Below are 21,766 nucleotides of genomic sequence, written 5' to 3' on the forward strand. Positions count from 1 at the left end.
ACGCCACGGATACGCATTGCCTTAGGGAGTTAGACAGATGGCAACGGACAAGGTTTCGCAGGTACCTTTTGGGGCGGTGTATTTCCGCAAGGCGCACCCGCCCAAGGAGGACTGGAACCGGGACTATGGCGTTGCCAGAGAGGACGGCCTGAACACCTTCCGTCACTGGTTCATGTGGAGCGCGATCGAACGTCGGCCCGGCCATTATGACTGGTCGGACTACGACCGGCAGATGGACCTGGCGGCCGAGAACGGCATCAAGACCATCATCGCCGAACTGATCCACGCCGCTCCCGATTGGGCTTACCGAAAGTACGCTCACGCCCGGCAGATCAAGATGGATGGCAGCGAGTTGCGCTCCATCATGACCCCCAGCGCACCGGTCGGCGGCTTTGGCTACAATGTCGGCGGCGCCGGGACGCTGACGCTCAACTGCCCCGAGGTCAAGGAAGCCGCAGGCGCGTTCCTGACCGAGATGGCCAAGCGATACAAAGGCCATCCGGGCCTGCTCGGCTACGATATCTGGAACGAGGTGAATTACTCGTCCGAGGTCGACTACTCGTCCTACACCAAGGCCGAATACCGCCGCTGGCTCGAAAAGAAGCATGGCTCGCTCGACGCCCTGGCCGAGGCCTGGCACCGGTACTCCTATGCGGAGTGGGACGATATCGAGCCGCCGCCCGAGCTGGGCGCCTATCCCGAAAACCTCGACTGGCTCGAGTTCAAGCGGGAGATGTTCTACGGCCAGATGCAGTGGCGCATCGATACCATCCGCGCCATCGACAAGGACTGCCTTATTGCCGCGCACGGTGTCGGCGGCGCCATCCAGCACATGGTCTCCCATGGCAGCGACGACTGGCTGGCGGCCAGCAAGGTCGAGATCTACGGGCTGACCTGGGTCCCCGGCCGTCGCGGCTTCAAGCCCTGGCAGAACTTCTTCGGGCCCGATCTCACCCGCAGCGCGGCGCGCGGCAAGAAGTGGTGGCACGCCGAGCGTCCGGGTGGTCCGCTCTGGCTGCAGCCGCAGGTGCTTGGCCGCGACAAGGAAGATGCCCGCATCATGGACGCGGCGGACGTCCGCGTGCTGACCATGACCTCGTTCGCCGCTGGCGCCACGGGCGTGCTCAACCTGCGCTACCGGCCGCTGCTCGAAGGTCCGCTGTTCGGCGCCTTCGGCTCCTACGGCATGGACGGATCCCGGACGCCGCGTTCGGACATGGCGAGCGACATGGCCAAGTGGGCCAATGCGCCCGAGCAGAAGGAGCTGTTCGAGGCGACGCCAGTGAGCGGCGACATCGGTCTGCTGGTCATTCCCGAGGCGCAGGCCTGGGACTATCTACTGACGCACAAGAATGCGCCCGACACCTACACCTCGGCCATGTGGGGCGCCTACCGGGCTTTCTTCGACAATGGGCTGCAGGCCGACTGGGTCCATCTCGACGATATCGAGCGCTATCGCGAGATCTACGCCCCGTATCCGATCATGCTGACATCGGCGAACGCCGCGAAGCTGGCGCGCTGGGTCGAGAACGGCGGCACGCTGATCAGCGAAGGCTGCGTCGGCTATTTCGGCGATCGCGGCAAGGTCGGGACGGTGCAGCCGAACAATGGGCTCGATGCCGTGTTTGGGGCGCGCGAGGCCGATGTGGAGTTCATGCCCGATATCGCCGATCGCATCCGCTTCGACTATGGCGGGCGCACCATTATCGGCGGCGGTTTCCTGCAGGCATACAAGCCTGAGGGCGGAGTACCCAAGGGGCGCTACGCCGATGGTCGCATCGCGGTCGTCGAGCACAGCTTCGGCAAGGGCCGGACGCTGCTCGTCGGCACCAACCCGGGCATTGCGTACTTCAAGCAGTCGAACGACGCCAATCGGCAGTTCTTCCAGAGCGTGTTCGACTGGACCGGCAAGACGCCGCTGGTCCAGCTCTCCAGCAACGCCATGCAGGCACGCCTGCACGAGGGCCCCAAGGGCAGGTTTCTGTGGCTGCTCAACCAGACCCGGCAAGCGCAGACTGCCAATGTCACCATCGGGGGCAAGCCGGCCAAGTTCGGCAAGACCTACTGGGCCGACAGCCAGGCCGAACTGACCGGCGGCATCGCCACCGTGCCCGCACGCGACATCGTCATCGTCGCGCTCGAAGGGTGACCGGCGATGCTGGCGGGCAACCCAACCGGAGCGGGCAGGCCATGACGCATGATCCTGCCGTGCGGGCCGCGCCGTCGGCCCTCGACGAGGCGTTGCTCGCCTATCGCCTGTGCGTGGAACCGGAAGCCGCGGCCTTAGCTGCGGCTCACCGGACGGCCGAGGACCTGCATCGCCTCGAGCGGTGCGTTGCGCGCATCGACCGCCTCCACGAGGCCGAAGAGCGCGATGCCGCCGTCTTCGATTTCCATCTGAACGTAGCGATTGCGTCCGGCAGCCTGTACCTCGCGGCCGCCGTGGCCGGGCTTCGACGCCAAGTCCGCAGCGCCTTGCCGACGGGCGCCGGCGGCCCGCGATCGCCCTACGCCCGGATACTGGAGCACGTCAGGCGAGGGGACGGCGCCGCTGCCCGACGCGCCGTCTACGACCATCTTCGGAGCCGAGGCGATGGTGAGGAGGGGAGGTGCGTAGCCAGGGCAAGACCATCCGGGCGCGCGTAAGCCGGATGCGGCCTACAACGCAGTCCGCGTTCTCCTCGACAATGCCGACGTCGACGTTCGGGCCGCGCTTGCGAAGTAGCGATCGGCCGCGTCAGCGATCACAGGTTGCCGATCCGCAGCCGTTCCGCCCACGCGTCGAGGATGTGCGTTCGCATCGCTTCGCCGGCGGCAAGAGCATCCCGTGCCTGAATCGCTTCGTGAATACGGCGATGGCCTGCCAGCGACACTGCGACTTCGCGCAGATCGTAGCCCAGCGGTCGGGGGGCGGCCCGCGACCATGCCGACACCTTGCGTACGATAACGCGGCCAAAGGGATTATTCGAGCAGCGCATGATGTGGTCGTGAAACGCGCGATCGGTCGGCTGATACCGGGCGATGTCATTTTGATAAGCTTCCAGCTCACCGAACAGGGTTCGCAATTGTCCTCGATCGGCGTCGGACATGTTGGCGGTGGCCGCCCGTGCCAGTTCCGCCTCCACCGCCGCCCGCACGTGCACGAGCTGGGATAGAACCTCGGGCGAACGGTCCTGGGCGACGAGCGCCGACAGCACCTCGGGATCGACGAGGTCCCAATCTTCCCGCTCGTTGACCACCGTGCCGCGCCCGTGCCGGATGGTGATCAGTCCTTTATCGGCCAGGGTGCGGAGTGCTTCGCGGATAACCGGGCGGCTCACTCCATAGTCTTGGCCGAGCTTGGTTTCAGCGACCAAAGGCTCGGCGGATTGGAACTCGCCGCGCGCCACACGATGAATGAGGTCGCCGACCACGGCAGACACGAGGCTGAGTGGGCGGGTCAGCCGACGCGCCCCGTCAGCCTCACCCTGCGACTTGTCCGGGCCATCCGAGTCGCTCATCGGGAACTCAGCCCCGTCCAGGCCGGCAAGGCGCCGGTGACAGCCGAACCCGACGCGGGGAGGGCCAACGCAATCATCCCTTTACTGCTCCACCGGTGGTGTTTTCCATGACGGTCCGCCTGAAAACCAGAAAGATCACGAGCAGCGGTATGGTGGCAACCAGCGTTCCCGCCATGACGATGCTGTAGTCGTAGTCGTCATAGAGGCTCTTGAGCTGAGCCAACGACACCGGGACCGTATAAAGCTGGGGATCGTTCAGGACCAGCAGCGGCCAAAGATACTCGTTCCAATTCCACATGAGCTGGAAAATGGAGAGAGCCGTGATGCCGGGGAGCATGCAGGGCAACGCCACGTACCAGTATTGCTGCACGAAGTTGGCGCCATCAATCTGGGACGCCTGGATCAGCTCGCCCGGAATGGCGTCCATTGCCACCTGGCGCATCCAGAACACGCCGAAGGCCGAGACGGCGCCGGGGACGATCAGCGGCAGATAGGTATTGATCCAGCCCAGGTCGGCATAGATCTGGAAACTGGTCACCAGCGTCACTCCGCTGGGCAGGATCATGGTGAACAGCAGCAGCCGAAACAGCGTATCGCGGAACAGGAAGGAGAACTTGGCGAACACGAATCCGGCAAGAGAGGCGAGGAATACGTAGATCGCCGTGTTGAGCACCGCGAGGCCAGCCGAATTGAGGAGCGCGCGTCCGAACGGACTGCCTTCGAAGACACGCGCCAGGTTGTTGAGCAACTGGTCTCCCGGCACCAGGCGCGGCGTTGCGGAGAACATCTCGGCCGTAGTGGACGTGGCCACCACGATCATCCAGTAAAACGGCAACGCGAACAGGATCGCGAGCAGGCTCAGCGCAACATGCAGCAGCCAGCTCGACCTCGGCCGGATCAGCCGTACGAGCGGCAATCGCCGCATCGCAGAGGCGGGAGTGTGAGGTTCTTCCATCCGATTACTCCGAGACCTGAAGCGAGCGTCGCAGTACGCGGGCCTGCGCCAGCGACACCACGAGGAGGATGACGAAGGTGGCGATGCTGATGGTTGTGGCGTATCCCAGATCGGGCAAGCTGGCAGACCCCAGCGTGCTCCCCAGGTATTGGTACTGGAGCAGCATGATCGTGCGGCCGGCATTGTTGGGGCCACCAAGACCGTTGAACAGCACCTGTGGCTCGGTGAACAACTGCAGCCCGCCGATACTGGAGATGATGACGACGAAGACGATGGTCGGCCGCAGTAAGGGCAGGGTGATCGACCAGAACGTGCGGAATGCACCGGCACCATCGATCTTGGCGGCGTCGTAAAGGCTTGGCGGAATCGCAGCGAGACCGGCAAGAAAGATCACCATGAAATATCCAAATCCGCGCCAGATGACCATCAAGGCGATTACCCACTTGATGCCCCACCAGTCGGCCAGCCAGTCGATGATGGGGAAACCCAAAGCGCCGAGTGCCCGGTTCACGATGCCGTATGAGCCGCTGAACAGGGACTGGAACACCACCGCGACCATGACCAGCGAAGTGATCTGCGGCACGAAGAGAGCGGTCTGATAGAACGCCCGGGCGCGGCCCTTGAGTTGGGCCAAGGTCGCCGCAGCTGCCAGTGCCCCGATGACCAGCGGAATCTGCGCCATGATGAAGATCAGGATCGTGGTGAGCAGGGCATCAAGAAACGCGCCGTCGCGGACCAGGCGCAGGAATTGGTCGAAGCCCACGAAGACCGGAGCCGACAGGCCGTTCCAGCGGTGCAGCGACAGCCAGCCGGCATAAAACAGAGGTCCGATGCCGAAGATGCCGAACAGTATGAAGAAGGGCGAGATCGCCAGGTAGAGGTGCCAGTTGCTTTTCCTGAGGCGTTTGTGCCGCACCGTCATCTCGCCCTCCCGAGGTGGTTGTTCTTCGCGGCGGGAGGACGACAACACGAGTCGCCCTCCCAGCCGATGCGCTATTGTCCCAGCGCGCTTTTGGCGTCCTGCACCGCCCGGGCATAGGTCTGCTCGGGGTCGCCACCGCCAGCTGCAGCAAGATTGGTCAGCGCATCGCGGAAGATGGCACTGACATTGTCCCCGAACGGTCCGACGATGACGCGCGGCGCGCCCTCAAGCACCGGCTGCAGCACCTCGACCAGTATCTGCCCGCCATAGAAAGTATCCGGCGTCTGGAAGATCTCATCCGCGAGCGAGGCAGGGGTGGACGGATAGGGACCGACGTCTCGATAGGTGATCGTCTGGTTTTCCGGATTGGTCAGCCAATAGACGATCTGCGCTGCCTCAGCCGGGTGGCTCGAGGCCGCCGTCACGGCAATGAAGGAACCCTTGGCCGATGCCATGCCGCCGGGCGTATAGGTGACGCGCCACTGCCCGGCCGAGTCGGTCACCGCGCGCTTCAAGCCATTCTGGTTGTAGATCGGGCCAGTGAAGCCGACGAGATTTCCCTGTGCCGCCGCGGCGCTCCATTCGGGGCTGCCGGGAACGACATTGGCACACAGGTCGGCGTTGACGAAGTCGATGGCCCGGATGAAGTTTTCCTTGAGTTCCGGGGTATCAACGGCGGGAACGACCTGATCTCCGCTGCGCTCGAAGTAGGCGAAGCCGTCCTGGTTGTTTCCAAGTGTCAGCACGCTGGAGGCGGCATCACATGCGAACTTGCCGGCCTTTGCCGCCGCGGTTGCCACCTCGATATAGCCTTCCCATGAAGACACCTTCTCGCCCATCGCAGCGGGATCGGTGGGGAAGCCCAGTTCGCCCATGACATCGGCGCGATAGAAGAAGACATAGGGTCCGGTATCGAGTGGGGCGGCGATGACCCGGCCGGTTGTGCTGGTACCCAGGCCGACCTTCCAATCGAGGTAGCTCGAGGCTACGTCATTGAAGCCGTAGTCGCGCAGATCGACGAACATGTCCTCGGCGGCATAGTAGTCCGGCACGTTGCCGCCGAGCATGACGATGTCGGGGATGCCGGAGCGGGCGCGCAAGGCAGCTCGCAGCTTGGGCTCGACGTCGGGGCTCTCCTGGATGTCGACCTTCAGGTTGGGGAACTGTTGCTGCAGGCCGGCCAGCTGCTGGGGCGTGAACAGGTTCGGGCGAATCCACAACGAAATGGTGGCCTCCTGGCCAACGGCATAAGTGGCGGCTCCCGCTATCATCGCAAACGCGAGGGTGGCGGTCGCGAGTGACCGCCTGCAGAGTTGAGAGTTCATTCTGGGTTACCTCCTGAGTGAATGGTAGCGACACGGGCGCTCCTCCGCGCCTCGTACTGCGCGGCCTAGTTGCCCGCCTGCGGCAATGCGAATTCGCCCTTCCAGGTTTGTCCTGCGATGAGGCGCACCGGCATTACTTCAGCCGGATGCTGCGGGTAGGCGACGCGATGCTCGCCATCGCGATCCGCAGTCAGCTCCACTGTCGCTCTACCGTCCTGCCAAGCCACGGCGACGGTGATGCCACCACGCGCCCTGAAGCCCGCGAACCGACCAGAGGCCCAGTCGCGCGGCAGCGCCGGCAGTGGACGAATGACGCCACGGTGACTTTGCAGCAGCATCTCAGAGACGGCGTTTCCGATGCCGAAATTGGCGTCGATCTGATGAATTCCACGCCAGGACTGATAGCTCAGCCCAGGACCGATCTGACCGGACTGGATGAAATGCTGAATGACCCAGTTCGTTTTCTCGGCATCGTGCAACCTGGCAAAAAGCGCTGCCATCCAGCAGTGCGTCCAACCGCCGACCGGCGCTCCGCCCGCTATTCGCGCTTCGAGGCTCTGCCTGGCGGCTGCGGCAAGTTCCGGAGTGCTGACCGGATCGATATGGTTGCCGGGGAAAAGGCCGTAGAGGTGGGACAGGTGACGGTGCCCGGGCTCAGGTTCCTCGAATTGCTCGGACCACTCCTGGAGGCGGCCATCCGTTCCTATGGGCGGTTCTTCCAACTCGGCGCGGGCCGTGGCGATGCGGCGGGTCGTTTCGCTCTCGACGCCCAGTCGGCGAGCGTATGCGAGGTAGGTGTCGAATGTTTCGCGGACCAGCCACAAGTCGAAAGTCGTTTGCAGATCGAGATCGACAACGTCGCCGCGACTGTCCTTGTAGTTGTTCTCCGGAGAGGTGGAGGGCACGACGATCAGGCCGCGATCCGTCCGCACAAGCAGGTTGAGCCCGAAAAGGGCGGCTCCCTCGTAGAGAGGCAGCGCCCGGTTCCGAATGAAGTCGTCGTCTGGGCGGAAATTGTCGCGCTCGGCAAAGGCGGCGGCCAGCCACATGCCGCAGGTCGGCTCAAAAGACCAGGTAGGCCGGTGAATGCCGCCGCCGGATGGCCAACTGGCCCGCCATATGTCCGCATTGTGGTTGGCGCACCAACCCTCAAAGCCGAACACCTCGCGAGCAGTGGTAGTCCCCGCCTCGGCCAACGACTCGATATAGCCAAGATAGGGGTCGGCGCATTCGGACAGATTGGCCGGCTCGGCCAACCAGTAGTTCATCTGGACGTTGATATTCGTCGTGAAACTGCAGAACCACGGCGGATTGCGGTTATCATTCCAAAGGCCTTGCAGGTTGGCGGGCAGTGCGTTGCCGGGACGCGACGAGCAGATCAGCAGGTAGCGGGCGAAATCGTACAGCGAGGCGAACAGGCTCGGATCATGTCCGCCCTCGCGTACCAGCCGTACCCGCTCGTCGATGGATAGCTTCGCTGCGTCAACGGGGGAGCCGAGCGTAAGGCGGGCCCGGTTGTACAGTGCGCCATGCTCGGCCGCCTGCACCTCGAAAAGATCATCCAGTCCGCCACGCCGGGCCGCGTCGGCCTCGGCCATTGCGGTGCTGAGCGCACCCGCGACATCGCGCGAGGCCGGCGCTCGCCAGTCGTCAAACGTGGTTGCGGCAGTGACCCACAGGACGATACGACGTCCCTCGACCGTCAACTCGCCTCCTTGGCTTCGCGTAGTGGCATCGCCCCCGACCTGCAGCACGGCGGCAAACCCGACCCCTGAATCGTCGGCATAGGTCATGCCCGGTGTCGGCACGACCTGACCGGCAGAATGGCAGGCCTTGCGGTCGACGGTCGCCGGTGCGAATCCGGTGAGGGACATGGTGCCGTCGGTCAGAACTTTGTCGGCAGGGTGCTGCGTTTCGAGACGAACACGCAGCGTGACCGCAGCGTCCGCCTCGACAACTACGGCCAGGGCGCGCCGGGCTGCTGAAACCAAGGCCCGCCGCCGCACCTTGACGCCGTTGCGAGTGAAGCTGGCAGAGGCCACGCCCGTCGCCATGTCCAGTTCGGCCCGGTAGTCCGTCGGGATACCCCCACTCTCGCCGTCCGCGAAGTCGATCAACAGGTCGCCCAACGGTTGGTAGGCATTGTTGAAAGGGCCTTGCAACTGGTGGTCCAGCGCATCGGCAGCCGCACGCTCGCCCGCGAGCAGCTTGTCACGCATGGTCGCCAGGGTCGCGGGACCATTCGTGATTCCATGGGACAGCGGGCGTCCGGACCACAGGGTCTCGACGTTTAGCGCCAGGCGTTCGGTATCGACGTTTCCGAACACGCGAGCGCCGATGCGTCCGTCGCCAATCGGCAGTGCCTGTATCCAGTTTTCGGCTGGAGCCCTCCACCACAGCACCGACGCACTCTGCCGCTCCGTCACAGCTCACCCTCAACTTCGTTTTGTTATCTGACGTCAACTTGTCATACGTCTTAAAGTAAGGCAAGCGTAAGTGAATGCGACGACGTCTGCGGCGACCGCGCAAGCGCCATCCGCACTCGGTCGCCGTCCGGCTGACATCGACCAACACAACAGAGGGAAATCTCGTGACCAGTATCCGTAAGATCGAAATCCTGGAGTTCTCGTACCCGGTGACAAACGTGGGACCGGGCGAAAATGGCTACGATACGGTCTACGTCCCAAACACGACCGGTCGGCTCTCGACGCTTGCTACTCGCGTGGAGACCAGCGATGGCGTGGCCGGAGAATATGTAGGCGGACTACCGCTCGCTTTCCGCCAGGCGGCGTATCTTGCGCCCAAGATTCTCGGGCGCAACGCGTTCCACCGCCTTGAGTTCTACGAGGAGTTCAAGCGCGCTTTGCGCAAGTTCGACAAGATGGGAGCGGGTCCGCTCGATATCGCGTTGTGGGACTGGGCCGGCAAACGTCTCGAGACGTCAGTTGCCTCACTGCTGGGCGCGAGTCGCAATCGGCTGCCGGCCTATGCCAGCACTTATCACGGTGACCGAAGCGGAGGACTTTCCAGCCCCCAGGACTTTGCGGACTTCGCTGAGCACTGTCGTAGCCTGGGCTACCGGGCGTTCAAGATGCATGGCTGGGGAGAGGCCGATGTTGCCGAAGAGGCGGCCGCGGTGCTGATGCTGCGGGACAGGATGGGGCCCGGATATGCGCTCATGCTCGATCCCGCTTCACACCTGCGGACTTTCGCCGACGCGCTTGCGGTCGGCCGAGCCTGCGACGAGGCGTCCTTTTTCTGGCTGGAGGATCCCTTCCGGGACACGGGCGTGTCGCAATCTGCGCACAAGCTGCTGCGCGAGCGGGTGAGAACCCCGCTGTTGCTGGGCGAGCATATCCGCGGACTCGAGAACAAGGCGGACTTTGCCACCTCGGGTGCAACCGATTTCGTTCGCGTCAATCCCGACTACGACATGGGCATTACCGGTGCGATGAAGGTCGCAAACATGGCTGAGTCGCTCGGCCTAGACGTGGAGGTTCACTCGTCGGGTCCTGCGCATCGCCATTGCATGGCCGCGATCCGCAATACGAACTACTATGAACTGGCGCTGGTCGGGCCAAAATCCGGGGCATCCAAGCCGGCGATCTATACATGCGGCTATTCCGATGCGCTCGAGGCGGTTGGCGAGGACGGGCAGTTCCCCGTACCGACGGGCCATGGACTCGGCGTTAGCTACGATTGGGATTTCATTCGCAGCAACGCGACGAATGTCGCGGTGTTCGAGTGACTGGCGCAGGCCTCCGGCAAGGGTCGATGGAGGCGCCAACCCCATTGGAGCGTCGCAGCATCGGCAAGACCGGATACGCGGTCAGCCTGCTGGGTCTCGGTTGCGCCCCCCTCGGCGGGCTCTACCGGGCGTCCTCGATGGCCGATGCACAGGCGACCGTGCATGCTGCGGTCGTTGCGGGAGTGAACTACTTCGACGTGGCGCCGCACTATGGGCGCGGCCTCGCTGAGCACAGACTCGGGAGATCGCTCTCGGCGTTCGCCCCCGATGATATCGTGTTGTCGACCAAGGCGGGTCGTTTGCTCCAGCCTCAGCCGGAAGGTGTCGAGTTGGACATTTGGCCGGAAGCACTTCCATACGGCGAGATCTATGACGTTTCCGACGAGGGTATCCGGCGGTCGCTGCGCGACAGCCGCGAGCGGCTCGGCCGTGACCGGATCGATTTCCTCCTTTTGCACGATCCCGATCGATACGGCAGCGGCGAAACGTTGCGACAGCTGATCGCACAAGCGTATCGCGCGCTCGCACGGCTGCGGGACGAGGGTGAGGTCGGAGCCATAGGTCTGGGAGTCAACGCGCCGACACCGTGTCACATGGCCCTGGATGCCGGCAGTTGGGACTGCCTCCTGCTGGCCGGGAGCTATTCCGTGCTGCGGCAGGACGACGAGGGCGTGCTCGACCGTTGCGCGCGCGAAGGCGTCTCGGTGATGGTTGGTGGACCCTACATGTCGGGTGCGCTGGCCGGCGGAACGACCTGGCGATATCGGCCGATGTCCGATGAGATAGCCGGGCACATCGCGTCGCTGCGGCGAATATGCATCGAGCATGACATTCCGATCGAGGCGGCAGCGCTGCAGTTCCCGCTGTTGCATCCTGCAGTGGCTTCGGTGGTAGTGGGTATGCGCACGCCCGACGAGGTGCAGAAGAATCGGGCGTTCCTGGACACGAAAATTCCGGTCGAGTTCTGGCGGACGGCGGTTGCGGCCGGATACGTGGGCAGTGCCGTGATCGAGGGAACGGTATGATCATCGACGCGCACCAGCATTTCTGGACGCTTGGTCGAGGCGATTATCGCTTTCCAGCACCTAGTGACCCGGTGCTTTATCGCGATTTCCAGCCCGATGATCTGGCGGGACACCTGCGAACTACCGGCGTGGCACAGACGATCCTGGTGCAGGCCACCGACACCATCGCCGAGACCGCCTTCCTGCTGGCCCAGGCCTCGTCAACGCCCTTCGTCGCCGGCGTGGTTGGCTGGTGGGATCCACGCGAGCCCGACTGCCTCGAACAGCTGCTGCGGCTGCCTCACCGGGAGCGACTGGTCGGTGTCCGACCGATGCTTCAACGGCACCAGGAGATCGATTGGCTTCTCGACCCCTTGGCCACAGCCGAGATCGACCGCATGGCAGGGCTTGGTCTGGTGTTCGAGGCCTTAGTCGATGCCCGGCACCTGCAAACACTGGTCCGGCTCTGCCGGCGTCACCAGGACCTGCTGGTTGTCGTCAATCACTTCGCCAAGCCCTGGCGACATCCGGAGCTTTTCGGCGAATGGCAGTCAAACATGCGGCAGCTTGCCGAAATGCCCAACTGCAGCGTGAAGATTTCGGGATATCCCTTTCAATCGGGCAGCCGTGATCAGTTCGCGGATCTGGTGGTCAATCTGCGGCATCTGTTTGGCGACGACCGACTCCTGTGGGGCAGTGACTGGCCGGTTGCGGAAAGGGAAGGAGGCTATGAGGCGGTGCTCAGGACCGCTGCTGCAGCCTTACCTCCATCCACGCACCGGCTGATCTTCTGCGAGAACGCCGTGCGCATATACAAGATCGGCGACAGGGAGGCATAGCACCCGATAGCGCCGATCCAGCTATGGCTGTTGTTTGGCCGGCTCTGCCGTGCGTGCCGTAGAGCGACCTAGTCGTCGTTGCGTTCGATGTGGCCGAGCACGCGGGTGCCGACAGGTGGCAGTTCCACCGGTTCTCGGGTGCGGATGCCAAAGATGGCTTCGTCGAAATGCTTGGCCATGCAGGCGGCGGTGCCGGCAACATCCTGCCGCCTGATCAGGTCGACCAGCGTCACGTGGTTGGCCTGGATATTTTGCCAGGACTTGCGGTCCATGTGTCGCATCAGGCCTTCATTCATGGTGTCGCGCATGGCGGCCCGGATCGACTCGGCCAAGTGGTAGAGCATGCGATTCTTCGAGGCGCCGACAATGGCGAGGTGGAGCTCGATGTCCACCGCAGTGAAGGCGTGTGGATCGCCGATATTGCTCTCCATACCATCCAGCAGGCTCGCCATAGACTCGAGATCGTCATCGGTGCGCCGCTCTGCCGCGAGCAGGGCGCCCTGCACCTCGATGCCGCGGCGAACCTCCAGCATCTCGATCACAGCACCCTGACCGGGCTGGCTGAACCGGTCGAAGAAATCGACCAGGACGCTGCCGGTGATCGGTTGCACACGGGCCCGTTTGCCGTTGGTGATCTCGATCAGCCCCTTGGCCTGCAGTGACTTCATCGCCTCGCGCACGATGGTGCGGCTGACGCCGAATTCGGCTGCCAGATCGATGGACGAGGGGAGGACTTCGCCCGCTTCCATCTTGTCCGAGACGATGAGCTCGCGGATGTGCTCCTCGATCTGTTCGGCCAGCGTCGATCGCTGAATTCTGTGCGCCGGTCTCTGCATCAGGCCTCCCATTCCGCAGTTTCGCGGCCCTCGATGGTGACCGCATACAACCAAGATAGCATCCACTCAACCTGTTGGACAGCTAGACAGCCCTACAGGAGGATGTTAGCGATTGGATATCAGGTGAGCCAGCACGACGGTTCACGTCGCAGCGACCTGATGGAGGAGAGAGCGCGTCGAGCCGCGGCCGGGAGAGCCGCAGCGTCGGACGCGCATGTGGAGGGTTTGCCGAAGATGACTAGATTTACTCGCCGCCAGGCCATGCAGCTGGGCCTGGGCGCTGCCGGTGCGGCCTTCGCACCGGGCCTGCTCTCGTCACGGGCGTTCGGCCAGGACGTGGTCAAGCTCGTCAATGTCGAGCACGATACGCGACCGCTGGACAATGCCGCATACCAAGCCGTGTACGAGGCATTCCGGGCCAAGAACCCCGGCATCGAGATCGAGTTCCAGCAACTGCCCTGGGAGCAGGCGCGTCCCAAGCTGCTGACGCAGGCGCAGGGCAACACGCTGCCCGACATGGGCCGTGTCGTCTGGGTCTCCGACTTCGCCGCCGCCGACATGATCGTACCGATCGAGGACCGCGTCCCCGCCGCCAGCCTCGAGCGCTTCGATCCGCTGTTTGTCGAGCAGGCCTACGGCATCGGTCCGGACGGGCAGAAGCACCTTTATGGCGTGCCGTGGTTCGTCGGTACGCACTCGATCCTCGTCAACAAGACGCTGTTCGACAAGGCCGGGCTCGAACTCAAGGACGACTGGACCACCGACGAGTTCGCCGAATACTGCAAGGCACTGACCATCGAGGGCCAGCAGTGGGGTGTCGCCATGAATGCCTCGGGCATCGGCGATCCGGTGCAGATCTTCCTGATGGCCATTTACGCTTATGGCGGCAAGTGGGTGAACGGCGATCCGCGTTCGGAAACCCCGGAGCCGATCGTCTTCGACAGCGAGGAAACTGCGGCCGGCATCGAGTGGTACACGAACCTTTATCTCAACGGCTATGCGGTGCCGTCGACGCCGACCGACACTTACAAGGAGCGTGACGCGAACTTCCAGTCGGGCAAGGCCGCCATCGAATGGCAGGGCCCGTGGTCGCTACGCGAAACTCGCGAGAACTTCGAAAAGGGCGGTTGGGAACTCGCATCCATGCCGCTTCCCAAGGGCCCGGCCGGCGCCTTCCCGACCTCGATCGGCGGCGGCATGACCGGTCTCTTCCGTGGCGCCCGCACCAGCGGTCACGAGGACCAGGCCTTCGCCTGGGTCGACTTCCTGTCGAGCGACGAGGGGCAGCGCATTTACTGCATGACCAACGGCATGATCCCGGCTTCAAAGGCCGTGCAGGCCGATCCGTTCTGGGCCGATGACCCGCTCTACAAGGGCTACATCGGCACCATGGCCACGACCAAAGTGCTGGCGCCGATCTGGGCCACAGGGTTCGATGCGCTGCTCGACGATATCGTGCCGCCGCTGCTCCAGGGCGTGCTGCTGGGCCAGCTCAAGCCGCGCGACGCGGCCAGCCAGATTCAGCAGGAACTGATCCAGGGACTGCAGATGAACGGCGTCGACGTTCCGAACAGCTGACGGACTCCCACGTCTTCGGGGAGCGGCGAGAGGCCGCTCCCCGGGGATGTCCGTTCCCAGCCATCCTCGCCCAAGGCCCGACCACGCCATGACTTTCGTCTCGACCGACAAGCCCGCCGCACGCCGGTGGTGGCCAAGCCGCCGCATGCTGCGGCGCCACATGACCGCCTACCTGTTCCTGCTGCCGGCACTGATCTGCCTCGTGATCGTCAGCTTCGTGCCGATGTTCCAGGGCATCATCACGAGTTTCGAGGCCTTCAGCCTGTTCCGGCCAGGCCGACGCCTCGCCGTCGGTTTCGATCAGTACGAGATGCTGTTCAACGACCCGATCTTCTGGCGCTCGTTCTGGCAGAGCTGGTACTTCGCCATCGCCTCGGTGGTGCTGCAATGCGTGCTCGGGCTCGCCGCGGCGCTGCTGCTCAACCAGAACATCCATTTCCGCGGTTTCTTCCGCGGGCTAGTGCTGATCCCATGGGTGGTGCCGGGCTCGCTCGCCGCCATGATGTTCGGACTGCTGTTCACCAGCACCGGGCTCGTCAACACCCTGCTGGCCAATCTGGGGCTGGTGCAGCTGGGCGTGATCGACGCCTTCCACCCATGGCTATCCGATCCGGCCACCTCGATGCCGACCATCATCATCACCAACACCTGGAAGGGCTTTCCCTTCTTTGCCGTGATGTTCCTCGCCGCGCTCCAGGGCATTCCGAAGGACTACTATGAAGCCGCCACGATCGATGGCGCGACCCGGTGGCAGGCCTTCGCGAACATTACCCTGCCGAGCCTTGCGCCGACGATAATGATCACCACGCTGCTCGGCACGATCTGGACCTTCAACTCGATCGAGCTGATCTACATCCTGACCTCGGGTGGCCCGTATTTCTCGACCATGACGCTCGCCATGTTCGCCTACAACCAGGGCTTCGGGCGCGGCAATATCGGCTACGCCTCGGCCGCCGGTGTCGTGATCCTCGTGCTGATGGCGATCATCACCGTCATCTACCTCGCCTCCTACCGCAAATCCGGACGTTGAGGAGGTATCGATGACCGTCACGCTTCCGCGCGAAGACAAGCTGCCTGCCCGCTCGGGCATCGACTGGAAACGGTTCTTTCGCGACCAGGCGATCGGCACGCATGTGCTCGTGATCCTGCTCGCCCTGCTGATCGTCACGCCGTTCCTGTGGATGCTGCTGGGCTCGTTCAAGTCGAACTTCGAGCTGATGCAGCGCCAAGGCCAGACGCTGTGGATCGAGAACCCCACGCTCGAGAACTACACGCGGCTGTTCCAGGAATACGACTTCGCCCGCTACTTCATCAACAGCACCATCGTTGCCGGCGTCACCGCCATCTTTGCGACCTCGATCTCGGCCTTTGCCGGCTATTCGCTGGCGCGCTTCGCCTTTCCGGGCCGCGGGCTGATCGGCTTCCTCATCCTGCTTACCCAGATGATCCCGGCCATTGCCACCATCATCCCGCTGTTCCTGTGGTTCCAGGCGCTGCATCTGCTCGACACCTACTGGGCCCTGATCATTGCCTACAACGCCTTCGCGATCCCCTTCTGTACCTGGCTGCTGCGCGGCTTTTTCATGGACATTCCGGTGGAGCTCGAGGAAGCAGCGATGATCGATGGCGCGAGCCAGATCGGCACGTTCTTCCGCATCGTGCTGCCGCTCAGCCTGCCCGGGCTGATGGCGACGCTGATCTTCTCGTTCATCCTCGCCTGGCAGGAATTCCTGTTCGCCGTGACCTTCACCAACAGCGCCGAGCTCAGGACGCTGACGGTCGGCGTCGCGGCGATGCGTGGCAAGGATCTCGTCGACTGGGGGCTGCTCAATGCCGGCGTGGTGGTCACCACCGTGCCGCTCGCCATCCTCTTCGCATTCGTCCAGCGCTACCTCGTCAAGGGCCTCACGGCCGGCGCTGTCAAAGGTTGATCCACACTCATTGTCTTAGGAGGGACTACACATGGATCTGGGGCTCGGCGGCAAGACCGCCATCGTGACCGGGGGCGCATCCGGCATGGGCAAGGCGACGGCCAAGATACTCGCGGCGGAAGGGGTCGAAGTCTGGATCGCCGACTTCAACGGCCACGGCGCCGAAATCACCGCGGGTGAGATCAACGCTGCCGAAGGCAAGGCGCACGCGGTGACCCACGATGTCACCTCGCGCCAGCAGTGGAACGATCTCGTCGCCCGCGTCATCAAGGAAAGCGGCAAGGTCGACATTATCTGCAACGTCGCCGGACCCGGCGCCAAGACCGGCCATCTCGACACCGACGACACCGAGTGGAACCGGCAGATCAGCGGTCACCTCAACGGGGTGTTCCTCGGCTGCCAGACGGTGCTGCCGCACATGATCGAGCGCAAGTACGGCAAGATCATCAACATGTGCTCGTTCACCGCGCACGGTATCGCCGGGCACATCCCGGGCTACGGCGCGGCCTTTGGTGGCATTCTTGCCTACACCAAGGATCTCGCGCGCTTCGCGGCCAAGCACAACATCAACGTCAACTGTGTCTCGCCCGGCAATATCGTGACGCCGATGACCATGGATGGCTGGCTCGAAAAGCCCGGCGCCATCGACAAGCTGCGCGAGGGCACGCCCATCGGCCGCGTCGGGCAGCCCGATGACGTCGCCTATTGGCTTGCGATCCTTGCCTCCGACAAGGCGCAGCACGCAGTCGGCATCGAGATCAACGTCTCCGGCGGCCAGCTGCTAAACTGACGGTCGATCACGCCAATTAGAAAGCTGAACACACTATGCGTGGACTTCTGTTTCCGGGCGACCGGCAGGTGAAGATTGCCAATTTCGACGACCCCGTCGCCGGGCCAGGCGAGGTCGTGGTCGCGGTGAAGGCAGCTGCCATCTGCGGCAGCGACCTGCACGGCTATCGCGCCACTGCGGCCGAGCGCTTGGCCAACGGCTCGGCGGGCACCATCCCCGGGCACGAGCCGAGCGGGGTGGTGCACGCGGTGGGCGATGGCGTCACCAATGTGAAGGTCGGCGACCGTGTCGCCGTCTATCACTTCCGCAGCTGCGGCCATTGCGAGGAATGCCGGTCCGGCAAGATGCAGTGGTGCGACGACCGGCGCGGCTATGGCGGTCCGATCCATGGCTCGGACGCCGACTTCCTGCTTACCGACGCCCGCAACTGCCTGCCGCTGCCCGATGATGCCTCGTTTGCCCTCGGCGCGATTATGATGTGCGTGGGCGGCACGGCCTTCGAGGCGATGAAGAAGCTCGAGGCCAAGCCCGGGCACCGGGTGGCCGTGTTCGGCCTCGGCCCGGTCGGGCTGGCCGGCATGCTGTTTGCCCGGGCGATGGGGGCCGAGGTCATCGGCATCGACACCAGCCCCGACCGGCTGGCGCTGGCGAGCTCACTCGGCGCCGAGGCGGTGGTCAACGCCCAGGATGAGGATGTGCGCGAGGCGGTGAAGCGCTGGTCGGGCAAGGACGGTGTGTCGTCGAGCTTCGAGACCTCCGGCGTCGGCGTGGCGCAGGCCAACACCGTGGCGGTAACCGGGCGGGGCGGCCGTATCGCCTTCGTCGGCTTCGGCTCGGGCGCACCCTCGATCACGCCGTCTGAGTACATCGTCAAGGAACTGAAGTTGATGGGTTCCTTCGTGTTTCCGATCGATGCCTATTTCCGCATCATGGAGTTCGTGCGCCGCTTCAACATCCCGCTCGAAGCGACCATCACCCATACCGTGCCCCTGATCGACGCGCCGGAAATCTTTCCGGCGTTCGATCGTGGCCAGACGGGTAAGGTGATCCTGACGCCCTGAGTCGACAAGCTGAGGGACCATTGCGAAGTAAGTGGTTCCTCGGTCCACCAATGGGCATGCCGCCGGCAACGACGGCATTTCATCGCGAGCTGGGACCCGTACGCGTTACGCAGGTCATGGCGGTGCGGATGGGGCGGAGGTCGGGGGCGGCCAGGCGGTGGATCCAGCCAAGGTCGGATGGGAGTTGGCTCGTGGCGGCGTAGAGGTCCGGGACTTCCGACAGTCCGGGGTTGGGGACGCCGAGCAACAGGGCACTGGCGAAGGCCCGATAGGTCTGGAAATTCAACGGATTGCGCAAATGCTGGCGGTCGAGCAGGACGATCTCGCCGGCCCGACGGATGGTGAGGGTGTTGTCCAGTTCGCGGAAGGGACGCGCCGTACCGTCTGGGTCGTGCAGGGTGAAAGCGTCAGTGAAAAGCAAGCTACTGGAAGGACTTATCTCGATGTCGCTGATCTGATGGTGGGCGGCATCGGGGAACAGGATGCGCGGGGCGGGCAGGTAGGCGAGGTGGCTGTCGGGCTCGAGGGTGATCGACAGGCGTTCACGGCTCATCTCACCAGGGCGGGCGCGGTGGATGGCGGTAGCGCCCTGGTAGAGGATGCGAACCGAGGTACCTTCGCCCAGCAACAGGCGTGTCGAGAGGTCGTCGCGATCGTGAATCGGGCCGCCGCTATTCTGGACGATAAGGGTCAGTGGCGCTGACCTGGTTGTGGTGTCATCCTGAACCGGTGATGACGGCTCGCTGAACGTGCGCATGAGCACATAGGGATAGCGGAACAGTCGACGGTCGAGCACGGTCCGGCCGTTGCGGACGACAAAGCTCAGGTCGAGGTGCGCGTGGTCGGGCTCTTTGGGCTGTCGCGCTTCCGAACCGGCAAAGTCTGCAACTTCTGCGGGAAGCGCTTCGGTGAGGGTGACGTGCTTCACGCGCGGAACAGGACCTCGCGCTCGATCAGGTCGACGACGGCCTCGATGCCTTCGCCCCTGCGGCAGTTGGTGAGCAGCACCGGGCGACCGGAGCGGACGGACTTCGCTTCCTCGTGCATGCGCTCGAGATTGACCCCGACATGGGGGGCGAGGTCGGTCTTGTTGATAACGAGCAGGTCGGAGCGGATGACGCCGGGCCCGCGCTTGCGCGGAATATCGTCGCCGCCGGCCACATCTATGACGAACATCCAGAAATCCGTGAGGTCGCGCGAGAAGGTGGAGGCGAGGTTATCGCCGCCGGATTCGAGGAGGATAAGTTCCACACCCGGGAAGCGGCGCTCGAGTTCGTCGGCGGCCTCGATGTTGAGGGTGGGGTCCTCGCGGATGACAGTGTGGGGGCAGGCGCCGGCCTCGACGGCGGAGACGCGGGCGGGGTCGATGAGGCCGGAGCGGCGGACGCGCTCGGCGTCCTCGGCGGTGACGAGGTCGTTGGTGATGACGGCGATGTCGATGCCGCGCGCCAGCAGCGCCGGGATCAGGCGTTCGACCATGGCGGTCTTGCCCGAGCCGACCGGGCCGCCGATGCCGACGCGGGCGGCGGCGATGGGCTTGGTCCGCTCGGCGGCGACGTGGGGGGAGAGCTGGTTCATCTGAGCATGTACCTCCGCATCAGCGGGACTTTCTTGACCGGCTCGCACATCAGCAGCCGGCCGTCGGCGCGGACTTCGAAGGTTTGCGGGTCGACTTCGATCCAGGGCAGGGCGTCGTTGCGGACCATGTGCTGCTTGCGCAAATGCCGGACCGACTTGATGGGCAGCGTGGTCTTTGCCAGCCCGAGCGTCTGGGTGACGCCGGCATCGATGGCGAGCTTGCTCATGAAGTTGAAGCTGACCGCCTGCGTGGCGCGGCCAAGGCCGCCCCACATGTGCTTTTGCACCTGCGGTTCGGCAAGGCCGAGCGAGCCGTTGCCATCGCCCATGGCCTGCCAGGTGATCGAGCCGTTCTTCATCACTATCCACGGCTTCACGCCGAACGAGGCGCGCGGCCAGAGCACAAGATCGGCGATCTTGCCGACTTCGATCGAGCCGACATGGTCGTCGATGCCGACGGCGATGGCCGGGTTGATGGTGAGTTTTGCGACATAGCGCTTCACCCGCTCGTTGTCGGCGCGGGCGGTGGCCTCTTCGGGCAGGCGGCCGATGCGCTCCTTCATCACCGAAGCGAGCTGCCAGCATTTGGCGACGTTCTCGGCGAGGCGGCCCATACCTTGCGTGTCGGTGCCGAAGATCGAGATGGCGCCCATGTCGTGGAGGAAATCCTCCGCCGCGACGGTGCCGGCGCGGACGCGGGCCTCGCCGAACAGCAGGTCCTCGGGCGTGTTGTAGTTGAGGTTGTGGGCGATCATCGCCATCGGCAGCCCCTCTTCCATCGCGTACTGGGTGTACGGGTTGGTGGGGTTGGTCGAGGACGGGATGACGTTCTCGTAGGAGCAGACCTTCAGCAGGTCCGGGGCGTGGCCGCCGCCGGCGCCCTCGACGTGGTACATGTGGATCGTGCGGCCTTCGCAGGCGGCCATGGTGTCTTCGGCGAAGAGGAACTCGTTGATGGTGTCGGTGTGCAGGTGCACCGCGAAATCGTTGCGGTCGGCGGCGATCAGCGAGCCGTCGATGACGGTGGGCGCGGCACCCCAATCCTCGTGGATCTTGATGGCGGCGGCGCCACCGGCGACGGATTCCTCGACCGCCTCGGGGCTGGTGCTGCCGCGGCCGAACAGGGCATAGTTGACCGGCGAGCTCTCCATGCCCTGCAGCAATAGGCCGAAGGAGCGCGTGGTGCCGGAGCCGACATCGAGCGGGCCGGAGCCGACGAGCGTCGTGGTGCCGCCGGCCAGCGCGTGCTCGGACTGCTCGGGCGAGCCGATATGGGCGTGGCTTTCAATGGCGCCGGCCGTGACGATGAAATTGGTGCCGCTCATCTGCTGGGTGGTCGAACCAACCAGCATGCCAGGGGTGATGCCGGGCATGGTCGCCGGGTTGCCGGCCTTGCCGATGCCGGCGATGCGCCCGTCCTTCAAGCCGATATCGGCCTTGATGATGCCGGTGACCGCATCGACGATGGTGGCGCCATAGATGACGATGTCGAGGATGCCGTCGCTTGGCTTGGCGAAGGGATCGATGCCCTCTCCGTCGCGCAGGTTCTTGCCGGCGCCCAGCACCAGTTCGTGGCCGTAGATGGCGTAGTCGTGCTCGATCTCGACGAGTAGCTCCGTGTCGCCGAGGCGAATGACGTCGCCCTTGGTGGGGCCGTAGAGCCGGGCATAGGCTTCGCGGGAAAGTTTGGACACTGTTC

General features: G+C 64.2%; 19 protein-coding genes. 10 read left to right on the forward strand and 9 right to left on the reverse strand.

The window, feature by feature from the left end:
* Positions 1 to 37: 37 nt before the first annotated feature.
* Together AC3A6I_RS00235 and AC3A6I_RS00240 are read left to right on the forward strand one after the other, a co-directional pair.
* Positions 38 to 2,149, forward strand: a complete 2,112-nt coding sequence (locus AC3A6I_RS00235) for a beta-galactosidase (RefSeq protein ID WP_487540995.1) — start codon at positions 38 to 40, stop codon at positions 2,147 to 2,149.
* A 41-nt stretch (positions 2,150 to 2,190) separates the two neighbouring features.
* Positions 2,191 to 2,646 carry a FadR/GntR family transcriptional regulator gene (locus AC3A6I_RS00240; protein WP_487540996.1) on the forward strand — a complete coding sequence of 152 codons (456 nt, stop codon included), beginning with the start codon at positions 2,191 to 2,193 and terminating at the stop codon, positions 2,644 to 2,646.
* A gap of 98 nt (positions 2,647 to 2,744) precedes the next feature.
* Here AC3A6I_RS00240 and AC3A6I_RS00245 read toward each other — a convergent pair whose 3' ends face one another.
* The 5 genes from AC3A6I_RS00245 to AC3A6I_RS00265 all read right to left on the reverse strand — a co-directional run bounded on the left by AC3A6I_RS00245 (position 2,745) and on the right by AC3A6I_RS00265 (position 9,128).
* A complete protein-coding gene (locus AC3A6I_RS00245) occupies positions 2,745 to 3,500 on the reverse strand; it encodes a FadR/GntR family transcriptional regulator (RefSeq protein ID WP_487540997.1) in 756 nt (251 codons plus the stop codon).
* A gap of 73 nt (positions 3,501 to 3,573) precedes the next feature.
* The gene (locus AC3A6I_RS00250; protein ID WP_487540998.1) at positions 3,574 to 4,455 is read right to left on the reverse strand and encodes a carbohydrate ABC transporter permease; all 882 of its coding nucleotides are present in this window, start codon (positions 4,453 to 4,455) and stop codon (positions 3,574 to 3,576) included.
* A 4-nt stretch (positions 4,456 to 4,459) separates the two neighbouring features.
* Positions 4,460 to 5,377, reverse strand: coding sequence for a carbohydrate ABC transporter permease (locus AC3A6I_RS00255; RefSeq protein ID WP_487540999.1), 918 nt, complete (start codon positions 5,375 to 5,377; stop codon positions 4,460 to 4,462).
* Positions 5,378 to 5,448: 71 nt separating this feature from the next.
* Positions 5,449 to 6,597 carry an ABC transporter substrate-binding protein gene (locus tag AC3A6I_RS00260; RefSeq protein WP_487541000.1) on the reverse strand — a complete coding sequence of 383 codons (1,149 nt, stop codon included), beginning with the start codon at positions 6,595 to 6,597 and terminating at the stop codon, positions 5,449 to 5,451.
* Positions 6,598 to 6,767: 170 nt separating this feature from the next.
* Positions 6,768 to 9,128 (reverse strand): glycoside hydrolase family 95 protein, encoded by a 2,361-nt coding sequence (locus AC3A6I_RS00265; RefSeq protein WP_487541001.1) that lies wholly within the window; start codon positions 9,126 to 9,128, stop codon positions 6,768 to 6,770.
* Positions 9,129 to 9,292: 164 nt separating this feature from the next.
* On the opposite strand from AC3A6I_RS00265, the gene AC3A6I_RS00270 reads away from it, so the two are divergent.
* From AC3A6I_RS00270 to AC3A6I_RS00280, 3 genes are read left to right on the forward strand one after another with little or no spacing between them, the layout of a single operon-like run.
* Entirely contained in the window at positions 9,293 to 10,450 is a 1,158-nt protein-coding gene (locus AC3A6I_RS00270) for an enolase C-terminal domain-like protein (protein WP_487541002.1), read from the forward strand.
* Positions 10,451 to 10,494: 44 nt separating this feature from the next.
* Positions 10,495 to 11,475 carry an aldo/keto reductase gene (locus tag AC3A6I_RS00275; RefSeq protein WP_487541003.1) on the forward strand — a complete coding sequence of 327 codons (981 nt, stop codon included), beginning with the start codon at positions 10,495 to 10,497 and terminating at the stop codon, positions 11,473 to 11,475.
* Positions 11,472 to 12,293, forward strand: a complete 822-nt coding sequence (locus tag AC3A6I_RS00280; protein ID WP_487541004.1) for an amidohydrolase family protein — start codon at positions 11,472 to 11,474, stop codon at positions 12,291 to 12,293. Before AC3A6I_RS00275 ends, AC3A6I_RS00280 begins: the two co-directional genes overlap by 4 nt.
* 68 nt (positions 12,294 to 12,361) lie before the next feature.
* Here the strand turns inward: AC3A6I_RS00280 and AC3A6I_RS00285 are convergent, their stop codons facing one another.
* Positions 12,362 to 13,129, reverse strand: a complete 768-nt coding sequence (locus tag AC3A6I_RS00285; RefSeq protein ID WP_487541005.1) for a FadR/GntR family transcriptional regulator — start codon at positions 13,127 to 13,129, stop codon at positions 12,362 to 12,364.
* A gap of 234 nt (positions 13,130 to 13,363) precedes the next feature.
* Between AC3A6I_RS00285 and AC3A6I_RS00290 the strand changes: the two genes are divergently transcribed.
* From AC3A6I_RS00290 to AC3A6I_RS00310, 5 genes are all read left to right on the forward strand, one after another.
* Complete coding sequence (locus AC3A6I_RS00290) at positions 13,364 to 14,707, forward strand: ABC transporter substrate-binding protein (RefSeq protein ID WP_487541006.1); 1,344 nt, start codon at positions 13,364 to 13,366, stop codon at positions 14,705 to 14,707.
* 88 nt (positions 14,708 to 14,795) lie between these two features.
* Positions 14,796 to 15,737 carry a carbohydrate ABC transporter permease gene (locus AC3A6I_RS00295; RefSeq protein ID WP_487541007.1) on the forward strand — a complete coding sequence of 314 codons (942 nt, stop codon included), beginning with the start codon at positions 14,796 to 14,798 and terminating at the stop codon, positions 15,735 to 15,737.
* A 10-nt stretch (positions 15,738 to 15,747) separates the two neighbouring features.
* Positions 15,748 to 16,638, forward strand: coding sequence for a carbohydrate ABC transporter permease (locus AC3A6I_RS00300; protein ID WP_487541008.1), 891 nt, complete (start codon positions 15,748 to 15,750; stop codon positions 16,636 to 16,638).
* 31 nt (positions 16,639 to 16,669) lie between these two features.
* Complete coding sequence (locus AC3A6I_RS00305) at positions 16,670 to 17,428, forward strand: SDR family NAD(P)-dependent oxidoreductase (RefSeq protein ID WP_487541009.1); 759 nt, start codon at positions 16,670 to 16,672, stop codon at positions 17,426 to 17,428.
* A gap of 35 nt (positions 17,429 to 17,463) precedes the next feature.
* Positions 17,464 to 18,489, forward strand: a complete 1,026-nt coding sequence (locus AC3A6I_RS00310) for a zinc-binding dehydrogenase (protein ID WP_487541010.1) — start codon at positions 17,464 to 17,466, stop codon at positions 18,487 to 18,489.
* A gap of 79 nt (positions 18,490 to 18,568) precedes the next feature.
* Here the strand turns inward: AC3A6I_RS00310 and AC3A6I_RS00315 are convergent, their stop codons facing one another.
* From AC3A6I_RS00315 to ureC, 3 genes are read right to left on the reverse strand one after another with little or no spacing between them, the layout of a single operon-like run.
* Entirely contained in the window at positions 18,569 to 19,417 is an 849-nt protein-coding gene (locus AC3A6I_RS00315; RefSeq protein WP_487541011.1) for an urease accessory protein UreD, read from the reverse strand.
* Positions 19,414 to 20,067, reverse strand: a complete 654-nt coding sequence (ureG, locus tag AC3A6I_RS00320; RefSeq protein WP_487541012.1) for an urease accessory protein UreG — start codon at positions 20,065 to 20,067, stop codon at positions 19,414 to 19,416. Before ureG ends, AC3A6I_RS00315 begins: the two co-directional genes overlap by 4 nt.
* A complete protein-coding gene (gene ureC, locus AC3A6I_RS00325; protein WP_487541013.1) occupies positions 20,064 to 21,761 on the reverse strand; it encodes an urease subunit alpha in 1,698 nt (565 codons plus the stop codon). The genes ureG and ureC overlap by 4 nt, the downstream gene beginning before the upstream one ends.
* Positions 21,762 to 21,766 lie beyond the last annotated feature (5 nt).

The organism is Devosia sp. Soil_C_22 (genome assembly GCF_057657195.1).

What these genes read in the sequence shown, in the direction of transcription:
- AC3A6I_RS00235 (WP_487540995.1), top strand. Translation starts at nt 38, where the DNA reads ATGGCAACGGACAAGGTTTCGCAGGTACCTTTTGGGGCGGTGTATTTC.
- AC3A6I_RS00240 (WP_487540996.1), top strand. Translation starts at nt 2,191, where the DNA reads ATGACGCATGATCCTGCCGTGCGGGCCGCGCCGTCGGCCCTCGACGAG.
- AC3A6I_RS00245 (WP_487540997.1), bottom strand. Translation starts at nt 3,500, where the DNA reads ATGAGCGACTCGGATGGCCCGGACAAGTCGCAGGGTGAGGCTGACGGG.
- AC3A6I_RS00250 (WP_487540998.1), bottom strand. Translation starts at nt 4,455, where the DNA reads ATGGAAGAACCTCACACTCCCGCCTCTGCGATGCGGCGATTGCCGCTC.
- AC3A6I_RS00255 (WP_487540999.1), bottom strand. Translation starts at nt 5,377, where the DNA reads ATGACGGTGCGGCACAAACGCCTCAGGAAAAGCAACTGGCACCTCTAC.
- AC3A6I_RS00280 (WP_487541004.1), top strand. Translation starts at nt 11,472, where the DNA reads ATGATCATCGACGCGCACCAGCATTTCTGGACGCTTGGTCGAGGCGAT.
- AC3A6I_RS00285 (WP_487541005.1), bottom strand. Translation starts at nt 13,129, where the DNA reads ATGCAGAGACCGGCGCACAGAATTCAGCGATCGACGCTGGCCGAACAG.
- AC3A6I_RS00290 (WP_487541006.1), top strand. Translation starts at nt 13,364, where the DNA reads ATGACTAGATTTACTCGCCGCCAGGCCATGCAGCTGGGCCTGGGCGCT.
- AC3A6I_RS00295 (WP_487541007.1), top strand. Translation starts at nt 14,796, where the DNA reads ATGACTTTCGTCTCGACCGACAAGCCCGCCGCACGCCGGTGGTGGCCA.
- AC3A6I_RS00300 (WP_487541008.1), top strand. Translation starts at nt 15,748, where the DNA reads ATGACCGTCACGCTTCCGCGCGAAGACAAGCTGCCTGCCCGCTCGGGC.
- AC3A6I_RS00305 (WP_487541009.1), top strand. Translation starts at nt 16,670, where the DNA reads ATGGATCTGGGGCTCGGCGGCAAGACCGCCATCGTGACCGGGGGCGCA.
- AC3A6I_RS00310 (WP_487541010.1), top strand. Translation starts at nt 17,464, where the DNA reads ATGCGTGGACTTCTGTTTCCGGGCGACCGGCAGGTGAAGATTGCCAAT.
- ureG (WP_487541012.1), bottom strand. Translation starts at nt 20,067, where the DNA reads ATGAACCAGCTCTCCCCCCACGTCGCCGCCGAGCGGACCAAGCCCATC.